Origin of the sequence: Bacillus thuringiensis, from assembly GCF_001182785.1 — a bacterium.
In the GTDB taxonomy this organism is placed as follows: domain Bacteria; phylum Bacillota; class Bacilli; order Bacillales; family Bacillaceae_G; genus Bacillus_A; species Bacillus_A thuringiensis_S.
In genome coordinates, this window is sequence record NZ_CP012099.1 from 2,351,379 (window position 1) to 2,372,790 (window position 21,412).

Sequence of the window (21,412 nt, forward strand, 5' to 3'; positions counted from 1 at the left end):
ATGGGAGACGTTATTGATATATATGGTTTATCACCTTTGCAAAAAGGAATACTGTTTCATACTTTATACGATCAAGATGATGAACATTCTTTTTCCTATATTGTACAAGTAGGTTTCTTGCTCGGGGGGCAATTGGATATTGCTACTTTTGAAAAAGCTTGGGAATATGTTATTCAACGACATGAGGTTCTGCGCTCAGTATTTGTTTGGGAGGAAGTAGAAAAACCTCTACAAGCAGTTTATGAATGTCTTCCTTTTACTATTCATCAAGAGGATTGGAGTACCTATTCGCATGAGGAGAAGGAGAAGAAATTACAACAGTTTTTGACTGCAGATCGTAGGAAAGGATTTTTATTGGATGAAGCACCATTGATGAGAGTCACTGCGATTAAAGAAGCAAAAGAGGAAACGAGAATTATCTGGACACATCATCATATTTTGCTAGATGGATGGAGTGTGTCATTGGTCTTTAGTGAAGTGATGGAAGTTTATCTCAAGATGATAAAGGGAGAATTGTTGAATCTTCCTAAATCTCTTCCTTATAAAAAATATATTCAATGGATAAATAAACAAGATCAAAGTCAAGCAGAGGAATTTTGGAAAGAAGAATTAAAAGGGTTCTATGCACCCACTCCATTAGCAATGGAAAGAAAGGATCAAGGACAAGAGAAGGGTTATGGAGAGTTTGCTTATCAAGTATCTGAGGAACTTACTGAGAGTTTACAAAAGTGGGTACGAAATAGTCGATTAACGTTGAATACGTTAGTACAAGGTGCATGGGCTTATTTGATGAGTAGGTATAGCGGTGACAGTGACGTCGTATTTGGCGTAACTAGCGCTGGACGTCCTACTGATTTAATAGGAGCAGAGAATATGGTGGGGCTATTTATTAACACATTACCTACCAAAATTCGATTAACGGATAATGCATCAGTAGTAGATTGGCTTCGTAAAATACAAATGAAAGAAATGGAACGAAGACAGTATGAGTATAATTCGTTGATAGATATTCAAGGCTGGAGTGAGGTTCCGCGAAATTGCTCCTTATTTCATACCTTGTATGTGTTTGAAAATTATCCAATTCAAGGTGAGAGAAATGATGATTTAAGATTACTAGATGTTAAAAGCACGGAACAAACAAATTATCCTTTAACACTCATTGTAATGCCCGGTAAGAAGATTACTTTAAAGTTGATGTATGATCGAAGCTATTTTAATGAAGAAACAATAAATCTGATTCAGAATCACTTATTGCAAATATTAATTCAGATGACGAAGAGCCTAGATTCAAAACTATTTGAAATTACTCATTTAACAGAAGAAGAACAAATACAGTTACTAGAGGAATGGAATCATACTCAAGTTAATTATTCGGCTGAAGGCATGATTCATACGATGTTTGAGGAGCAAGTAAAAAAAACACCGGAAGCAATCGCGGCTAGTTACGAAAATGAACAAATTACCTATAAAGAGTTGGAGAAGCGTGCAAATCAGTTAGCTCATTATTTACAAAAGCATGGTGTAGGCCCAGAGTCTCTAGTTGGGGTATATATGGAACGTTCATTACAAATGATGATAGCGTTATTAGGTATTCTAAAATCAGGAGCAGCGTATGTTCCACTTGACCCTACTTATCCAGAGAGTCGACTTCGATATATATTAGAGGATGCTGGAATCGAAGTACTAGTGACGGAAGAGAATTCTAAAAATTTGTTTGTATCTGAAAATATAGAAACGATTTGTATGAATAAAGATTACACTGCAATTGAAAAAGAAGAAACAACCCCATGTATAAGTGGTGTAACAGGAGAAAATTTAGCGTATGTTATGTATACTTCAGGATCTACAGGGAATCCAAAGGGAGTAATGATTGAGCATCATTCAGTAATTAATTATCTAGAATGGATGCAACATAAATATCCGCTTTCTGAAAAGGATGTGGTCTTGCAGAAAACGCCATTCTCATTTGATGTCTCTGTTTGGGAATTGTTTTGGGGCATTCACGTTGGTGCAAGTGTATCTTTCCTACCTCCAGGTGGAGAAAAAGATCCTTCTATTATAGCTGAAGTGATTAAACAACATCAGGTTACTATAGTTCAATTTGTACCTTCGATGTTATCTGTTTTCTTAGATCACTTCAATCATATTGAATTGAACATGAATTGTTCGTCCGTACGCCATGTATTTTCTGGTGGAGAAGAACTAAGTTCAGGGTTAGTTAGACGATTTCAACAGAAATGGAATTATAGTGAACAAGTGAAATTAACCAACTTTTATGGACCAACTGAAGCCACTATTTATGTGAATGCATTTGATATTCAGCCTAATCAAGAATTTGTTTCTATTGGGCAGCCAATACAGAACACGCAATTATATGTATTAGACCAAAATCAACGCTTGCAATCAATAGGAACTGAGGGTGAGTTATATATTGGTGGTGCTGGTTTAGCGCGTGGATACTTAAATCGTCAGAATCTTACTGCTGAAAAATTCATTTCGCACCCATTTCGATTGGGGGAAAGACTATATCGAACAGGAGATTCAGTAAGATATCTAACTGATGGAAATATAGAATTTATAGGTAGAATGGATCATCAAGTCAAAATGCGTGGTTTTAGGATTGAATTAGGAGAAATTGAAGCAACTTTAGAAAAATGTTCGTTTATTAAAGAGGCTGTTGTATTAGTTAGAGAAGATCGTCCAGGTGATCAACGATTGGTTGCATATGTAATAAGCGATGGAAATACCCAAGAGTGGAGAGAGTATTTACAAAACCAATTACCGAATCATATGATTCCAGCGCACTTTATAGAGTTAGAACACTTCCCGCTTACTCCGAATGGGAAAATTGACCGAAAGGCCTTGCCAGCACCTGATGAGCAAGCTATTGAAGATTTAAATGCGCTACCTCGGACGCCATCGGAAGAGCTTATTGCCTCGGTTTGGAGTCAAGTGTTAGGAACAGAAAATATTGGTATTCAAGATTCCTTCTTTGAACGTGGTGGGCACTCACTACTTGCTACTCAAATCGTCTCTAGATTGCAAGAACTGTTCCAAATTAAAATTCCATTACGTGAACTTTTCAAGCACGATACAGTGGAAGCATTGGCGAAACGAGTAGATCAGTTACGAAAAGAAGATAAAAAACGAGAGGTTGCTCCTCTTGTACCTATGAAAAGAGAAGAAGTTATCCCACTTTCCTATGCGCAAAAACGTCTATGGTTTATTGATCAATTAATGCCAAATAGTGCTATGTACAATATTCATGCAGCGTGTCGCTTAACAGGTAAATGGTCAATTGAAGCATTGGAGGTCGGATGGAATCAATTGTTGGAGCGTCATGAATCATTAAGGACGACAATTCTAGAACAAGAGGGTGAACCTTTTCAACAGGTTCAATCTCATGTGTTCAGACATATTCCTCAAACGAATCTAACAGATCTTTCTTTGGAAGATAGGGAAAGAGAAATGAAACGCCTTATTCAAAACGAGGCGGAGGAACCATTTCATTTTGGACAAGATCCTCTGATTCGAACACGAATATTGAAAGTGGACAGGGAAGAATGGGTTCTCATTTGTACGATGCATCATATTATTTCAGATGGATGGTCAATGGGAATCTTACTTGAAGAATGGATGGCTTTTTATGAAGGAGCACTAACCGGAAAACCAGTGGAATTGAAGGAGTTATCTATCCAATATGCAGATTTTGTCATGTGGCAGAAGGAATGGCAAAAAGAGGAGAATTTGAATCAGCACCTTCAATATTGGAAGGAAGAATTATCTGGGGAACTACCGGTTTTACAATTACCGATGGATCGTCCTCGACCTGCAGTTCAAACCCATCGTGGTGCAAGTCAGTCCTTAATAGTGGCGAATTCCCTACAGGAAAAGCTCGAAGATTTAAGTTTGCAAGAAGGATGCACTTTATTTATGACATTGATGGCAGCGTATCAAAGCTTCCTTTCTCGTTATACAGGACAGGACGACATTATAGTTGGAAGCCCAATCGCTAATCGAAATGTGAAAGAGATTGAGGGATTAATAGGATTCTTTGCAAACACGTTGGTTTATCGAGCTGATTTCAGTGGGAATCCGACGTTCCAAGAACTATTGTCGCAGGTAAGAAAAAAAGCGCTAAAAGCATACGAGTATCAGGACATCCCATTTGAGAAAGTGGTAGAATTCGTAAAACCTGAAAGGAATACAAGTCATTCACCAATATTCCAAACTATGTTTACTTTACAGAATACGAAACAAGAATTTCTTCAGCTATCTGAAAGACAAATGGAACTCATGGAAAGCCATGCTTCTGTTGCCAAATTTGATTTGAGTTTATTTGCTTCTGAGACGGAAGAAGGATTATCACTAACCTTTGAATATAATACTGATTTGTTTAATGATACAACCATTGAACGTATGGCAAGTCATTTTAAACATTGGTTAAATCAAATTGTCTCTCATCCAAAATGTGTACTATCAGAACTGAATATGTTATCGAAAGTAGAATATAAGCAACTACTAGAGGAATGGAATAAATCGCGTGTTATAGATATGGAAGAAAGTACGATTCATACAATGTTTGAAGAACAGGTGAAAAAAACACCAGAAGCAATTGCAGTAGTGTGCGAAGATGAAGAACTAACATATCGAGAGTTGGACGAACGCTCGAATCAGTTGGCACATTATTTACAAAAAAATGGTGTAACATGCGAATCATTAGTTGGGATTTGCGTTACACGTTCATCTGAGATGATTGTCGGTCTCTTAGGAATTATGAAGGCGGGAGGAGCATATGTCCCAATTGATCCAGCGTATCCGGAAAGTCGACTGCAGTACATTTTAGAAGATGCTCAAATAAAGGTACTGGTGACACAGGAAAAGTTACAACAAAAAATGGTTATACCTAAATTCGTCAACGTGATTTGTATTGATCGTAATCGAGCAGAAATAGAACAAGAAGTAACTACAGTATGTACGAGTGAAGTGACGGGCGATAACTTAGCCTATATTATCTATACTTCAGGTTCCACTGGAAATCCAAAGGGAGTAATGATTGAGCACAGGAATACAGTAACAATGATTCATTGGGCGCATCACACGTATTCTCGAAAGGAATTAGCGGGAGTGTTAGCTTCAACTTCGCTATCTTTTGATTTATCTGTTTTTGAAGTGTTTGTTCCCTTAACGATGGGTGGTAAGGTGATTGTCACTGAAAATGCTCTACATCTAGAGAAGTTGTCTACCAAAGGTGTGACTTTGGTTAATACTGTGCCATCGGCAGCGAAGGAACTGGTTCGAGCAAAAACAATCCCTTCTTCGGTAAAGGTGATGAATTTGGCTGGAGAACCATTGCCATATTCGCTTGTTCAAGATTTATACGAGAGAAGTACGATCGAAAAGGTGTACAACCTATATGGACCGTCCGAAGATACTACGTATTCCACGTATATGGAATTAGAAAAGTGTGACATGCATAGGGTACCACAAATTGGTAAACCAATATTCAATACAGAAGTATATGTACTGAGTGCCGAACAAAAAATGGTTCCAATTGGTGTAGTTGGTGAGCTATACATTGGTGGATCAGGGTTAGCGCGTGGATATTTAAACCGCCCTGACTTAACGCAAGATCGTTTTATACCGCATCCGTTTAAAGAAGGAGAGCGAGTATACCGGACTGGAGATCTAGTAAGGTATTTACCAGATGGAAATTTGGAGTATGTTGGACGAATCGATCATCAAGTGAAAATTCGTGGGTTCCGGATTGAACTAGGAGAAATTGAAGCGACATTACAAAGGCATACACTAGTTAACGAAGTTATTGTGATGGTGCGGGAAGATTATCCTGGCGATCCGCGTTTGATCGCCTATGTTGTAGGAGACGGGGATGCTCAAAAGTGGCGTGATTATCTCAAGGATCAACTACCAAATTATATGATTCCAGCCTATTTTGTTGGATTAAATGCATTTCCACTCACTCCTAATGGGAAAATTGATAGGAAGGCCTTACCAGCGCCAGAGAGACAGGAGATAGCAAGTGGTTATATTGCTCCTCGTACGTCTACGGAAAAAACAATCGTTTCGATATGGCATGAAGTTTTAGGTATGGAAAACATCGGAATTCAAGATTCGTTTTTTGAAATTGGTGGCCATTCACTACTCGCTACGCAAGCTGTTTCCAATCTTAAAGAGGCTTTTGAAATCGAGATACCATTGCATGATTTATTTATGTTTCATACGGTGCAGCAATTGGCAGAACAGATTGATCAATTGCTCTATAACAAAAATCAAGAAATGCAGAATGATATTAAGGAGAATGTAAGTCTTCAAGACTATATTCAAAAAGAAGCAGCAGTCAGTAATGATGAAGAATTACTAGAACTGCTTAAGCAATTAGAAGAGCTATCAGAGGAAGAAGCACATGGGATATTCGAGAGTAATTTGATTGAGGAAGGGGTAAAAAAATGAGAAGTGATTTACTTGCAAAGCTGAGTTCACTTTCTCCTGAGAAGAGAGCATGGCTTCAGAAGCAAATGCAAAAAAAGGAGAATAAAGAAGCACTCCCGTTGTCTTATGCGCAACAACGTTTGTGGTTTATGGACAGATTTAACCCAAACAGTTCTTTATATAATATTCCAACAGTATGGCATCTAAAAGGAAATTGGATACCTGAAGCATTAGAGAAGGGATTCAATCGACTCATTGAACGTCATGAATCATTACGAACTGTTTTTAAAGAAGTAGGAGAACAGCCTGTGCAACAAATTCTCGAATTTCTTCCTAGAGCATTACCTGTAAGGGATTACTCTCAACTTCCTCTAAAAGTAAAAGAAAAAGAAAAAGAGGTAGATAGTTTAATTGCGAGAGAAGCGCAAGAACCATTTGATTTAATGAATGGTCCTTTAATTCGTAATCAGCTTGTTCAATTAGAGAAGGATGAATGGTTATTACTGTGTACGATGCATCATATTATTTCTGATGCTTGGTCCATTGGTATATTCATGAATGAATTACTTGCTTTCTATGAAGAAGAAATGGGTGGAAATCCTGCTAAATTAAGTTCATTATCCATTCAATATGCAGACTTTGCGAAGTGGCAAAAGGAGTGGTTGCAAGGTGATGTGCTAAATCGTCAGCTTACGTATTGGCAGGAAGAATTATCTGGTGAGCTTCCTATCTTACAACTGCCAGTGGATCGACCTCGGCCGGTTAAGCAGACCTACTCTGGGGCTACGCATCATGTGATTTTTCCTTATAAATTGCTCAGTCAATTGAAGGATATAAGTCGACAAGAAGGATCTACTTTATTTATGACTTTAATGTCCGCATACCAGAGCTTTCTTGCTCGTTATACGGGACAAAAAGATATTCTAGTTGGTAGCCCGATTGCAAATCGGAACCATAAGGGAGTAGAAGGATTAATTGGTTTCTTTGTTAATACGTTGGTTTATCGATCAGATTTGAGTGGCAACCCTACTTTTCGGGAGATTTTGAACCAAACAAAGAAAAAGGCGTTAAAAGCATACGAATATCAAGATATCCCATTTGAAAAAGTGGTAGAAGCTGTGCAACCTGAACGAAGCATGAGTCATTCCCCTATATTTCAGACCATGTTTACGCTACAGAATATAAAACAAGAACGACTAGATTTGCCTGATAGAAGTATTGAAATGGTAGAAAGTAATATGTCTATTGCTAAATTTGATTTGAGCTTAACTGCCTATGAAGTGGAAGAAGGTCTATTCGTCTCATTTGAATACAACACGGATTTATTTGATAGTAGTACCATTGCGCGTATGGCAGTACATTTTGAGAACTGGCTAAATGAAATCACGTATCATCCAGATGAATCATATACAAAGCTGTCAATGTTATCGGATACTGAGCAAAAACAACTCCTAGAAGAATGGAATGATACGGACGTAGTTTATGGTCATGATCGTATGATTCATGAGCTATTTGAGCAGCAAGTTGCACGGACACCTGATGCAGTGGCGGTAGTTTATGAGGGTGGAAAGCTAACGTATCAAGAACTGAATGAAAAATCGAATCAATTGGCACATTTTCTACAAAAACGAGGTATCGGACCTGAATCATTGGTTGGTATATGTATTGAACGTTCTCCTGATATGATTATTGGTCTCTTTGGGATTTTGAAGGCAGGTGGGGCTTATGTTCCACTGGACCCAAGTTATCCCGAAAAACGCCTAAGATATATTTTGGAGAATTCACAAATTCAAGTGCTGTTAACAAAAGAGGCACTACAGGACTGGTTACCTAAAGATATTCAAGCAATTTGTTTAGACTGGGATCAAGTGATGATTTCTAAAGAGAGTAATTTAGCTCCGGTAAGTGGAGTAACAGCAAATAACTTAGCCTATATCATATACACTTCGGGTTCGACAGGAAATCCAAAGGGGGTAATGATTGAACATCATTCCGTTATCAATCGCCTACAGTGGATGCAGAAAAAATATCCATTGTCCGAGGAGGATACAATCCTACAAAAGACACCGTTTTCGTTCGATGTTTCTGTCTGGGAATTATTTTGGTGGTCATTTGTAGGAGCACGTGTTTGTTTACTTCCACCAGGAGGAGAGAAAGATCCTGCGGTGATTGAGGAGTATATTGAACGATACCGTGTATCCACCATACACTTTGTTCCGTCGATGTTATCTACTTTCTTAGATTATATGGAACTATATAATTCGAAAAGGGATGTCTCGTCTTTAATTCAAGTTTTTACTAGTGGAGAAGCGTTAAACACTGAGCAGGTTCGCCGGTTTAAGGGGATCTTTTACAATGCTCAGCAAACAAAGTTAATTAACTTGTATGGTCCTACTGAAGCAACTGTGGATGTGACTTATTACGATTGTGATTTAGAAAAAGAACCAATGCTTATTCCGATTGGTCGTCCGATTAATAATACAGAGTTGTATGTGTTAGATCAATATCAACAAGTGGTCCCGATTGGTGTGGCAGGGGAACTTTACCTTGGAGGAGTAGGATTAGCACGTGGCTACTTCAATCGACCGGATTTAACTACTGAACGTTTTATTCCGCATCCCTTTAAGGAGGGGGAACGATTATATCGAACGGGTGACTTGGTGAGATATATGAATGATCGTAACTTAGAATATATTGGAAGAATAGATAACCAAGTTAAAATTAGAGGATTCCGAATTGAATTGGGAGAAATTGAAGCAGCTTTACATGATCACTCATCTGTAAAAGAGGCAGTCGTGTTGGTGAAGGAAAATCGACCAGGAGATAAGCAGTTAATAGCTTATGTAGTGGGTGAAGGCGATACTGGGGAGTGGCGTGAATATCTCAAGAAGCAACTGCCACATTATATGGTTCCGGCATACTTTTTCAAAATTGAAGGTATGCCACTCACTCCAAATGGTAAGGTGAATCGGAAAGCCTTACTGGAATTAGAAGAACAGTTCATAAGTGAAGATATTACTTCATCACGAACACCAGTGGAGGAGCTTATTGTTTCCGTTTGGAGCCAAGTGTTAGGAATAAAAAATATTAATGTTCAGGATTCCTTTTTTGAAATCGGTGGTCATTCACTACTAGCTACTCAAGTAGTTTCACGTTTACAGGGAATTTTTCAAATCGAATTACCAGTACGTGAACTATTTGAATATACAACGGTGGAGTCACTGGCAAAGCGACTAGATCAGTTACGTAAAGGAGATAAAAAACGAGAGATTCCGCCGCTAATACCAATGAAACGAGGAGAAGCTATCCCACTATCTTATGCCCAACAACGCTTATGGTTCATTGATCAATTTACACCTAATAGTGCCCTTTACAATATGCCAATGGTATGCCGCCTTACAGGGAATTGGCTACTTGAAGCATTGGAAACGGGATGGAATCAACTAAGAGAACGTCATGAATCACTGCGGACGGTCTTTCACGAAGTGAACGGTCAACCCGTACAGCAAATTGAACCGCATGCTTTTCAATCAATTCCGAAAACGGATTTAACTATGCTTTCTTCTGAAGATCAAGAAGAAGAAGTTAAACGTTTAATTCAACAAGAAACAGAAGTGCCATTTGATTTAACAGAAGGTCCATTAATCAGGACAAGTATTTTGCATGTGGGAGAGGAAGAATGGATACTCCTTTGTACTCTACATCATATCATTTCAGATGGATGGTCAATGGGAATCCTACTTGAAGAATGGATGGCATTTTATGAGAAAGCAACGGATGGAAAGGTAGCGGAACTTGAACCATTACCGGTTCAATATGCTGACTTTGCTCAGTGGCAAAAAGGATGGCTAAAGGAGGAGGTGCTTGATCAACAACTCCAATATTGGAGGGAAGAATTGTCTGGGGAGCTTCCTGTACTCCAACTTCCTATGGATCGCCCGCGTCCCGCAATACAAACTCATCACGGGTCGACATACACTCTGGTTCTGCCAGGCACGCTACATGATAAATTGAATGAACTTAGTCGAAAAGAAGGGGCTACACTCTTCATGACGCTTTTAGCTGCATATCAAAGTTTTCTATCTCGTTATACGGGACAAGAAGATATCCTGGTCGGAAGCCCAATTGCGAATCGGAATTATAGAGAAATTGAAGGACTAATTGGATTCTTCGTTAACACGCTGGTTTATCGAGCTAATTTGAGTGGTAGACCGACATTTCAAGATGTACTGTATCAGGTTCGTCAAAAGGCATTGAAGGCGTATGAATATCAAGATATTCCATTTGAAAAAATTGTAGAAGTTGTGCAACCGGAGCGAAGTACAAGTCATTCGCCAATCTTCCAGACTATGTTCATTTTGCAAAATATGAAACAAGAGTTTCCGGTGTTATCTAGTAGAAGTATTGAAATGATAGAAAGCCATAGTCCAATTGCAAAGTTTGATTTAAGTGTAATGGCAGTTGAGACGGAAGAGGGATTACTTTTTACTTTTGAGTACAATAAGGATTTATTCAATGCTACTACTATTGAACGGATGGCAGGACACTTTGAGAAATGGCTATATGAAGTTTCTCATCACCCACAAAATCCGTTGCATGACCTAAGCATGTTATCAGAACCCGAGCGTACTTTGTTATTAGAAACATGGAATGACACTGTAATGGAAATGTCTCATCAGGGTCTTATTTGCGACAGATTTGAGGAGCAAGTAGCAAGGCGTTCGGATGCGATTGCGGTAGTTGATCAAACAAAACAGTGGACTTATGGTGAACTGGATACACAAGCAAATCAGTTGGCAAATGTTTTACGGCGAAAGGGAGTAGCCCCAGAGTCAGTGGTAGGAGTTTATCTTCCAAGGTCAGCTGAGCTAATGGCGAGTTTACTAGGCATTTTAAAAGCTGGTGGAGCTTATGTTGTTTTAGATCCGTTGTATCCAAAATCAAGGTTAGAATACATGATTGAAGATGCAGGAATTCAATTTGTAGTGACGGCGGAAGGACAAGAAGGACATTTCGCACACGTCGAAATGGTGAGGTTAGAAGAACTAACGGTGGAAAGCGTAATCGCACCTACACGTCAAATAAATCCAGAGAACTTAGCCTATATTGTTTATACCTCTGGTTCTACAGGAAAACCGAAGGGTGTCATGGTTGAAAATCGCTCATTAATGAATATGGTTTCTTGGCATCAAGAAGTTTATCAAATTTCAGCAGAGGATCGTGCGACTCAGATTGCAGGGGTTGCTTTTGATTCGGCTGTCCAGGAGATTTGGCCGTATCTAACTGCTGGCGCAGCACTCTACTTGTCAACAGAGGAACTGAGAATTAATCCAGAAGCGCTAAGGGACTGGCTCATCGATTCACAAATAACAGTTAGTTTTGCACCTACGCCTATTCTGGAAAGACTATTGAAATTATCTTGGCCAGATAAAACGGAGCTTCGTTTTATCATTACTGGTGGGGATCAATTAACGCAGTATCCATCTAACGATATTCCTTTTGTGGTAATTAATCAGTATGGTCCATCGGAAAATACCGTTGTTACCACAGATTGTTACGTACCTGTAGGAGTGACAACAGGTACGCCATCGATTGGTCGACCGATTGCGAATACAGAAGTTTATGTGTTAGATTCTCATCTTCAGCTAGTACCAATTGGTGTAATTGGAGATCTCTATATTGGAGGGAAGAGCCTTGCACGTGGATATGCTAATCGTCTGGATCTTACAAAGGAAAAATTTATTCCACATCCTTTCAAGTCAGGAGAACGTCTCTATTATACAGGAGACAAAGCAAGTTATCTTTCTGATGGTAATCTCCAGTTCCATGGACGTATAGATGACCAAGTGAAAATTCGTGGTTTCCGGATTGAATTGGGAGAAATAGAAGCTGTTTTGCAGGCGCATTCTTCTGTGAAAGAAGCTGTTGTATTGGCGCGAGAGGATAATCAAGGTGATAAGAGATTAGTAGCTTATGTAGTTGGTGAAGGAAGTGTCCATGAATGGCGAGAACATCTACAAACACATTTACCTAATTACATGGTTCCAACAAACTTTATTGAGATGGAATTTTTACCACTTACACCGAATGGAAAGCTTGATTTGAAGGCATTGCCTATACTTAGTGAACAATCCGCTGAAAATACTGTATACCCAAGAACTCCGCTGGAAGAACTTATTGCTTCAGTGTGGAGTCAAGTGCTAGGAATAAGAGACATTGATGTTCAGGATTCTTTCTTTGAGCTCGGTGGTCACTCTCTACTTGCTACACAAGTGGTCTCACGCTTACAGGAAGTCTTTCAAATCAAATTGCCAGTACGTGAACTGTTCGAATATTCAACGGTCGAGGCATTATCGAAACGAATAGATCAGTTACGTAAGGGGAGCGAAAAACGAGAAATTCCACCATTGATGCCGATGGAACGAGGGGGAAATATTCCACTGTCTTATGCCCAACAGCGCTTATGGTTTATTGATCAATTTGCACCTAATAGTGCACTTTATAATATGCCAATGGCATGCCGTCTTACAGGGAATTGGTTACCTGAGGCATTGGAGTTGGGATGGAATCAGTTGATAGAGCGTCATGAATCTTTGCGGACTGTATTTTATGAAGAGGATGGCCATCCTATGCAGCGGATTCAACCGTACGTTTTCCGTCCGCTTCTGCAAATGGACTTAACTAAGCTTTCATTAGAGGAGCGAGAAAGAAAGTTGGAGCAATGGATTCAAACTGAAGTCGAATCTCCATTTGATTTAGAAAAAGGGCCATTGTTCCGTGGGAAACTCATAAGAATTTCAGAAGAAGAATGGGTTCTTCTATGTAATATGCATCATATTATCTCAGATGGATGGTCGATGGAAATCTTACTTCAAGAATGGATGGCATTTTATGAGAATGCGATTGGTGAAAAACAAGCAGAGCTGGAACCACTACCAGTTCAATATGCCGATTTTGCTCAGTGGCAAAGAGAATGGTTGAAAGATGAAGTACTATATCAACAACTTGCGTATTGGAAGGAAGAATTATCCGGTGAGTTACCAGTCTTAATGTTGCCAATGGATCGTCCGCGTCCGCCAGTGCAAACCCACCATGGATTAACTCATAATGTTTTGTTATCGCGCTCATTACTGGATAAATTAAACGAACTAAGTCGTCAAGAAGGGGCCACACTTTTCATGACCTTATTGGCATCGTATCAAAGTTTCCTTGCTCGTTATACGGGACAAACGGATATTATTGTTGGCAGCCCAATTGCAAATCGAAATTATCGAGAAATTGAAGGGCTGATTGGTTTCTTTGTCAATACATTGGTTTATCGAGCTGATTTAAGTAATGCACCGGCATTTCAAGAGTTGTTGTCTCAAGTGAGGATAAAAGCATTGAAGGCGTATGAGTATCAAGATGTTCCGTTTGAGAAAATTGTAGAGGTTATCCAACCTGAACGAAATACAAGCCATTCTCCGATTTTCCAAACCATGTTTACTTTGCAAAATACGGGACAGAAGCTACCAGAACTACATGGAAGAAATATAGAAGTAATGGAAAGTAATGCTCCTATCGCTAAGTTTGATTTAAGTTTAACTGCTGCAGAAGTGGAAGAGGGTTTATTACTTACTTTTGTTTATAGAACTGATTTATTTGACAGCTTAACTATTGAATCCATGGCTGAACATTTTGGGAACTGGTTGAATGTAATCGTGGAGAATCCTGATAAATCATTAGCTAAGTTGCCTATATTGTCAGGATTACAGCAAAAACAGTTGGAGGAGTGGAATAATGATGCTGTAGCATATCCACAGGAAAGTACGATTCATCAGCTGTTTAAAGAGCAAGTAAATCGTACACCTGATGCGGTAGCAGTGGTAGATGAAAAACAGAAGTTAACGTATCGAGAGCTGAATGAAAAAGCTAATCAATTGGCCCACTATCTTCAGCAATGCGGGATTGGGAATGAATCATTGGTTGGACTTTGCTTTGAGCGTTCAGTTGAGATGATTGTTAGTATTATGGGGATTTGGAAGGCTGGAGCAGCCTATGTTCCATTAGACCCATCATATCCAGAAAGTCGTCTACGATATATTTTGGAGGACACTGGAATTCAAGTATTAGTTACGAACGAGTCATTGGAAGACTGGATACCTAAAGAAATCAAGATAGTTTGTCTAGATAGGGATCAAGCAATGATTTCACAAGAAAGCATTCTTTCACCAAAATGTGAAGTAACAGGAGAAAACTTAGCGTATGTTATCTATACTTCAGGATCAACGGGGAATCCAAAGGGTGTCTTGATACAGCATCATTCTGTACTAAACTTGTCGCATGGTTTACAAAAAGAGGTTTTCGAACATGAGATACCATCTAACATGCATGTCGGTTTAAACGCGTCAATTGCCTTTGATGCATCTATCCAGCAATTACAAATGCTGCTTTATGGTTCAAGTTTGTATATTATTCCGAATGAAGTACGAAGTGATCCGGAGCAGTTTGTAGCTTATATTAGGGAGAACAAGTTAGAAATCTTTGATATAACACCTTCATTGCTTCAATTACTTATAGATGCCGGATTGTTAGAAACGTGCGATGGCGTTCATGTTCCAAGTAAGGTACTGGTTGGTGGTGAAGCAATTATGCCGTCATTATGGGAACAGCTAGTAGAGACTGATAAAATACAGTTTTATAATGTATATGGTCCTACAGAATGTACGGTTGATGCAACATGCTATCATATCAAAAAAGATAGTAAGAGAGTAACAATTGGGCGTCCATTGCCTAACGTCCAAACTTATGTATTAGATAGTAATAGGTTGCCAGTTCCAGTTGGTGTGATGGGGGAACTTTATATCGGAGGAGTAGGTCTAGCAAAGGGGTACTTGAATCGTCCAGAGTTAACATCCGAACGATTTATTTCTCATCCATTCAAAGAAGGCGAGAGGTTATATAGAACAGGCGATCTTGTGAGATATCTTCCTGATGGTAATATAGACTACTTAGGAAGAATGGATAATCAAGTGAAGATTAGAGGATTTCGAATCGAACTTGGGGAGATTGAGTCGACTTTACAAGAGCATGACTTGGTAAAAGAGGTAGTTGTAATAGTTAGGGAAAATCAGTCGGGAGATAAGAGGTTAGTAGCTTATGTAGTGGGCGAAGGTAGTGTAGAAGAATGGCGAGAGTATCTTAAAACAAAACTGCCAATCCATATGATACCTTCCTACTTTGTCGAAATGAAAGAATTACCGCTAACCATAAATGGAAAGGTTGATCGAAAATCGTTACCTATACCAGATTATCAAGGAACACAAGAAGGCTACGCGGCCCCAAGAAATGAACGTGAACATAAGCTTTCTATGATTTGGGAACGTGTGCTAGGTTCAAAACGTATTGGTATTTATGATAACTTTTTTGAAATTGGTGGAGATTCAATTCTTAGCATTCAGATTGTCTCTCGCGCAAAGCAAGCTGGTTTACAGTTGACACCAAAACAACTATTTGAACAGCAAACGATTGCTGAGTTGGCGCAAGTAGTCAAAGAAGAACAAGGTGTACAAGCTGAACAAGGAATTATAACTGGAGAGACGATACTTACACCTATTCAGCAAAGGTTTTTTGCACAAAATCATCCTAATCCACATCATTGGAATCAATCCATGTTCTTTAGAACGAAAGAAAAATTGGACATAGGATCACTGGAAAAGGCAGCGGGTAACCTTCTACTTCATCATGATGCCCTGCGTTTAAGATATGAACGTTTACCTAATGGGACTTGGGAACAGTGGAATGAAGGAATTGAAGAACAATTGATGCTGACTGTCATTTCATTAGACGAAGTGCCGGAAGCGGATTGGCATGAAGTTATTCAAAAAGAGATTAATGTTGCACAAGAAAGATTGAATTTACATGATGGTCCTTTAATGAGAATGGTGTATTTTGATGAAGGTGAGGAGACTGGCCGATTATTTTGGACAATTCATCACTTAGCCGTGGATGGTGTTTCTTGGCGAATTTTATTGGAAGATTTGCAAACAGCATATACGCAAGCGGTCCAAGGGCAAAAAATTCAATTACCTATGAAGAGTACATCTTTTAAAGAATGGTCGGAGAAATTACAACATTACGCTCAAACTAGAATATCAAAAGAAGTGCTACATTACTGGGAGCAGCAGGTTGAACAAGACGTAGTTATACTGCCAGTAGATGGTACTATAAGTAATCAAGTAAGCGCAGTAACTGAGGAAATTACTGTGGTGTTAAACGAGAATGAGACCCGTATGTTATTGCAAGAGACTTTAAGCACTCACCGTGTCAAAATCAATGAAGTATTATTAGCAGCATTGGTACAAGCTACAGCAGCATGTACGGGACAGCCGATATTAAGCGTAGATTTAGAGGGACATGGTCGAGAAGAGATTATTGAAGATGTTGATTTATCGAGAACCGTGGGATGGTTTACAAGTATTTACCCAGTTCATTTAAATATTACTAATGCTAATACGCCAATTGCAGCATTAAAAGCAGTTAAAGAACAAGTTCGCAAAATTCCTAATAAGGGTGTTGATTATGGGGTGTTGCGTTATATGAACACAACAATGTGTGAGCCATTAAGCTCCCAATATACACCGTCTATTAGTTTTAACTATCTTGGACAATTTGACCAAATGTTTTCTAGCGATGCAATGTTTATTCCAGAGAACGAATTTAAGCGTTTAGATCATGCTGCCGGTTCCAAGCGATCGCATGTAATTGATGTAATTGGGGTTGTAACGGATGGAAAACTTCAGTTCACTTGGGTATACAATGTTGGACAATTTGCCAAATCAACGATTCAAAGTATTGCACAGAATATGCTATATCAACTGAGTAGATTGATTCAATCTTCAGATAGAGAATCTGCACTGACCATTTCGGATTTTGCAATGGCTAATCTTAGCCAAGAAGGTTTGACAAATGTACTAAACAAAATGCATCGTGGAAAGAACAATCAGATTACGGATTTATATCCACTATCACCTTTGCAAGAAGGTATGATTTTCCACACATTGCATGATCAAGGGGATGAACATGTTGCACCGTATATAGTGCAATTGAGTTTTATGATTCAAGGGGAAATGGATATTCCTACTTTTGAGCAGGCGTGGAAATCTGTAATTCAGCGGCATGAAATTTTTCGTACAGCATTTGTATGGGACGAAATTGAAGAACCTGTACAAGTGGTGTATGAAAATATCCCATTTAAAGTGAACAAAGAAGACTGGAGTACAATGACAAGTGAAGAGATAGAAGAAAAAAGAAAAGTCTTTTTGGAATTAGATCGAAAACAAGCCTTCCAATTTGATGAAGCACCATTGATGCGGGTAACGGTCATTCAAGAAGGTGAGGAAGAATATCGGGTTGTTTGGACACATCACCATATTTTACTGGATGGATGGAGTTTACCATTGGTCTTTAATGAATTACTTACAGTCTATCAGAAGAGAATGAATGGAGAAGCTGTAAAGTTACCTAAATCCTCACCATATAAGAAATATATCCAATGGCTCAGAGAACAAGATAAGGAGCAGGCGGAACAATTCTGGAGAGAGAAGCTAAAAGGTTTTACTGCACCAACTTTACTGGGCTTAGAAAATAAAGAGGAAGAAAAAGGTTACACAGAGAAGGTTACGTATTTATCAGAAGAGCAGACTCAAGAGTTACAAGGATGGGCGAAACGAAATAAACTTACTTTGAGTACAGTAATTCAAGGTGCATGGGCATATCTCATGAGCCGATATAGTGGAGAAAATGACATTGTCTTTGGTGTAACAAGCTCAGGGCGTTCTACGGAGATTATTGGTGTTGAAAACATCGTAGGTCCTTTCATTACAACGTCACCGACGCGAATTCAATTGATGGATGATATAAAAGTAATAGATTGGTTGCAGAAGTTACAAGAGGAAGAGATAGAAAGAAGACAATATGAGTATGCTTCTTTGACAGAGATTCAGGGGTGGAGTGAGGTTCCTAGAGGTACACCGCTGTTCAATTGTTTATATGTGTTTGAAAATTATCCAGTGAAAGAAGAATCTTCAGAAAATCTGGAAATTGGTGAATTGAAAGGGGTAGAACAAACCCACTATCCATTAGGATTGGCTGTAGTTCCAGGAATTCAGTTATCGTTAAAGTTAATGTATGACCGTAGTAAGTTTAATAGAGTAACCATTGAACGAATGCTGGGTCATTTACACAAAGTGTTAATGCAAATGCTCAAAAACATTGATCAAAATCTATCGGAGCTAGTATATATTACGGAGGCTGAACAAAGAAAGCTATTGGAAGAATGGAATAATAATGCTATATCCTATCCACGTGAGAATGTAATTCATCAACTATTCGAAGAGCAAGTAAATCGTACACCTGACGCGGTGGCAGTGGTAGATGAAAAACAGCAACTAACGTATCGAGAGCTGAATGAAAGAGCTAATCAATTAGCCCATCATTTACAGAAATGTGGAATTGGGACAGAGTCATTAGTTGGCCTCTGCTTTGATCGATCAGTTGAGATGATTGTTGGTCTCATGGGAATTTGGAAGGCTGGAACAGCCTATGTTCCATTGGATCCATCGAATCCGGAAAGCCGCCTGCAATATATTTTACAAGACACGGGAATTAAAGTGTTAGTTACAAATGAGGTATTACTAGGATGGATACCTAAAGACATCAAGACAGTTTGCCTAGATAGGGACCAAGCAATGCTTTCTCAAGAAAGCAAACTTTCACCAATATGTGAGGTAACAGGGGAAAACTTAGCGTATGTTATCTATACTTCTGGTTCGACAGGGAATCCAAAGGGGGCTTTAGTACAGCACCATTCTGTAATAAACCTATCCTATGGTTTACAAAAAGAAGTTTTCTCACATGACATACCTAGTAATATGCGCGTCGGTTTGAATGCGTCAATTGCCTTTGATGTATCTATTCAGCAATTACAAATGTTGCTTTATGGTTCAAGTTTATATATTATCCCAAGTGAAGTTCGCACTAATCCGGAACAATTTGTGTCCTATATTAGGGAGAATAAATTGGAAATGTTTGATATGACACCTTCATTACTTCAATTACTTATAGATGGAGGGTTGCTAGAAATAAGTGCTGATGTTCATGTACCAAGTAAGATATTAGTCGGTGGTGAAGCAATCATGCCGTCATTATGGGAACAGCTAGTAGAGACCGAAAAAATTGATTTTTATAACGTATACGGTCCTACAGAATGTACGGTTGATGCAACGTGTTATCATATTCAAACAGATAGTAAGAGAGTTACAATTGGACGTCCGTTGCCGAACGTTCAAACTTATGTATTGGATAAAAATTTGCTACCTGTTCCAGTTGGTGTAACAGGTGAGCTATATATCGGTGGTGCAGGTATAGCGAGAGGATACTTGAATCGTCCAGAATTAACAGCAGAGCGATTTATCCGTCATCCATTTAATGAAGAAGAGCGTTTATATCGTACGGGAGATTTGGTTCGTTATTTACCTGATGGTAATTTAGATTATTTGAGAAGAATTGATAATCAAGTGAAAATTAGGGGCTTTCGTATTGAACTTGAAGAGATTGAAGCGAATATAGAGAGGCATCCATTGGTAAAAGAAGCAGTAGTTTTGGTAACAGAGGATAAATTAGGAGAGCAGAGATTGGTTGCTTATGTAGTTGGAGATGGTAGTATGCATGAGTGGCGTGAATATCTCAAGACACAAGTACCAAATTATATGGTTCCCGCTCACTTTATTAAGGTAGACGAGATTCCTCTTACAACGAATGGCAAAGTTGATCGAAAGGCGTTGAACAATTTAACTATTCATAGAGAAAATAACTTCTCTACACCAATCATTCCAAGGGATGAAATTGAATATCAGTTGATTGAAATCTGGCAGGATGTGTTACAGATAGAAGATGTCTATGTAAATGATGATTTCTTTAATAGAGGAGGACACTCTCTCCTTGTAATTAAATTAGTTTCAAAAATTAAGGAGAAGTTTGGAAAAGAGATTAAGGTGTCTACATTGATTAAGAATCCAACAGTGGAAGGAATCGCATGCCTTATTCGTGATAAGCATGATATGACGAAATCAGTAGTAGCGCTAGTTCCACTACAAGAATCAGAGAAAAGACCTTTCTTCTGCGTTCATCCGTTTATGGGGAATGTATTCTGTTACATTCAACTAGCAAGATTGCTTAAGAACCATTGTTCATTTTATGGTTTACAGAATCCTCTTATAGAAAAGAAAGAAATTGACGAGTTAACTTTGCCGGAAGTAATTCAACTTTACATCGAAGAAATAAAACGTGTTCAGCCAGAAGGTCCATATCGTCTTGGAGGATGGTCTTTAGGCGGTGCAATTGCTTATAAAATCGCAACTGTACTAAAGAATCAAGGTGAGGAAGTTGAGTTGTTGATACTAATGGATACTAAAGTACCTTCAGAGCAGGACTATAAAACAACGGAGGATATGCTCTCATATATATATGAGCATTTCATTCCTAGAGATTTTACTGAGCAGGAAGAAGGCCTCATCCATAAACAAGATATGCTTGTGGAGCGATTAATTATGGAAGGAGTACTCCCGCCAGATGCAGATCTTATGAATTTGAAGCAAGTTATCAATGCTCATAGGAAATGCCTGAACTTAATGGCAGAGCATGATTTAATACCATACTCTGGAGAAGTTCTCTACTTTAGTGCTGAGGAAGGAAAAGAGTTGTTTACAGATTGGGGACCTTTATTAAAAGGTAGAGTAAATAGGTATTCAGTCCCTGGATCACATGAGGAAATAGTAGATTCACCTGCAGTTGAAAAAATAGCTATGTATGTACTAAATGAATTTGAAGGAATAAAAGAAAAATCCATTTTATTAACGGAAAAGTAGAGAGTATAAAAGATGCAACGCTTATGAATGAAAAGGGCAGCCCAATAACTGCAAAC

Annotated in this window: 2 protein-coding genes; both read left to right on the forward strand. The window is 38.7% G+C overall.

What is annotated here, in order from left to right:
* Window positions 1-6,471 carry a non-ribosomal peptide synthetase gene (locus AC241_RS12225; protein WP_050843624.1) on the forward strand — a complete coding sequence of 2,157 codons (6,471 nt, stop codon included), beginning with the start codon at window positions 1-3 and terminating at the stop codon, window positions 6,469-6,471.
* The gene (locus AC241_RS12230; protein ID WP_050843626.1) at window positions 6,468-21,356 is read left to right on the forward strand and encodes a non-ribosomal peptide synthetase; all 14,889 of its coding nucleotides are present in this window, start codon (window positions 6,468-6,470) and stop codon (window positions 21,354-21,356) included. Before AC241_RS12225 ends, AC241_RS12230 begins: the two co-directional genes overlap by 4 nt.
* Window positions 21,357-21,412 lie beyond the last annotated feature (56 nt).

Coding starts and splice junctions, on each gene's coding strand:
- AC241_RS12225 (WP_050843624.1), top strand. CDS start 1: ATGGGAGACGTTATTGATATATATGGTTTATCACCTTTGCAAAAAGGA.
- AC241_RS12230 (WP_050843626.1), top strand. CDS start 6,468: ATGAGAAGTGATTTACTTGCAAAGCTGAGTTCACTTTCTCCTGAGAAG.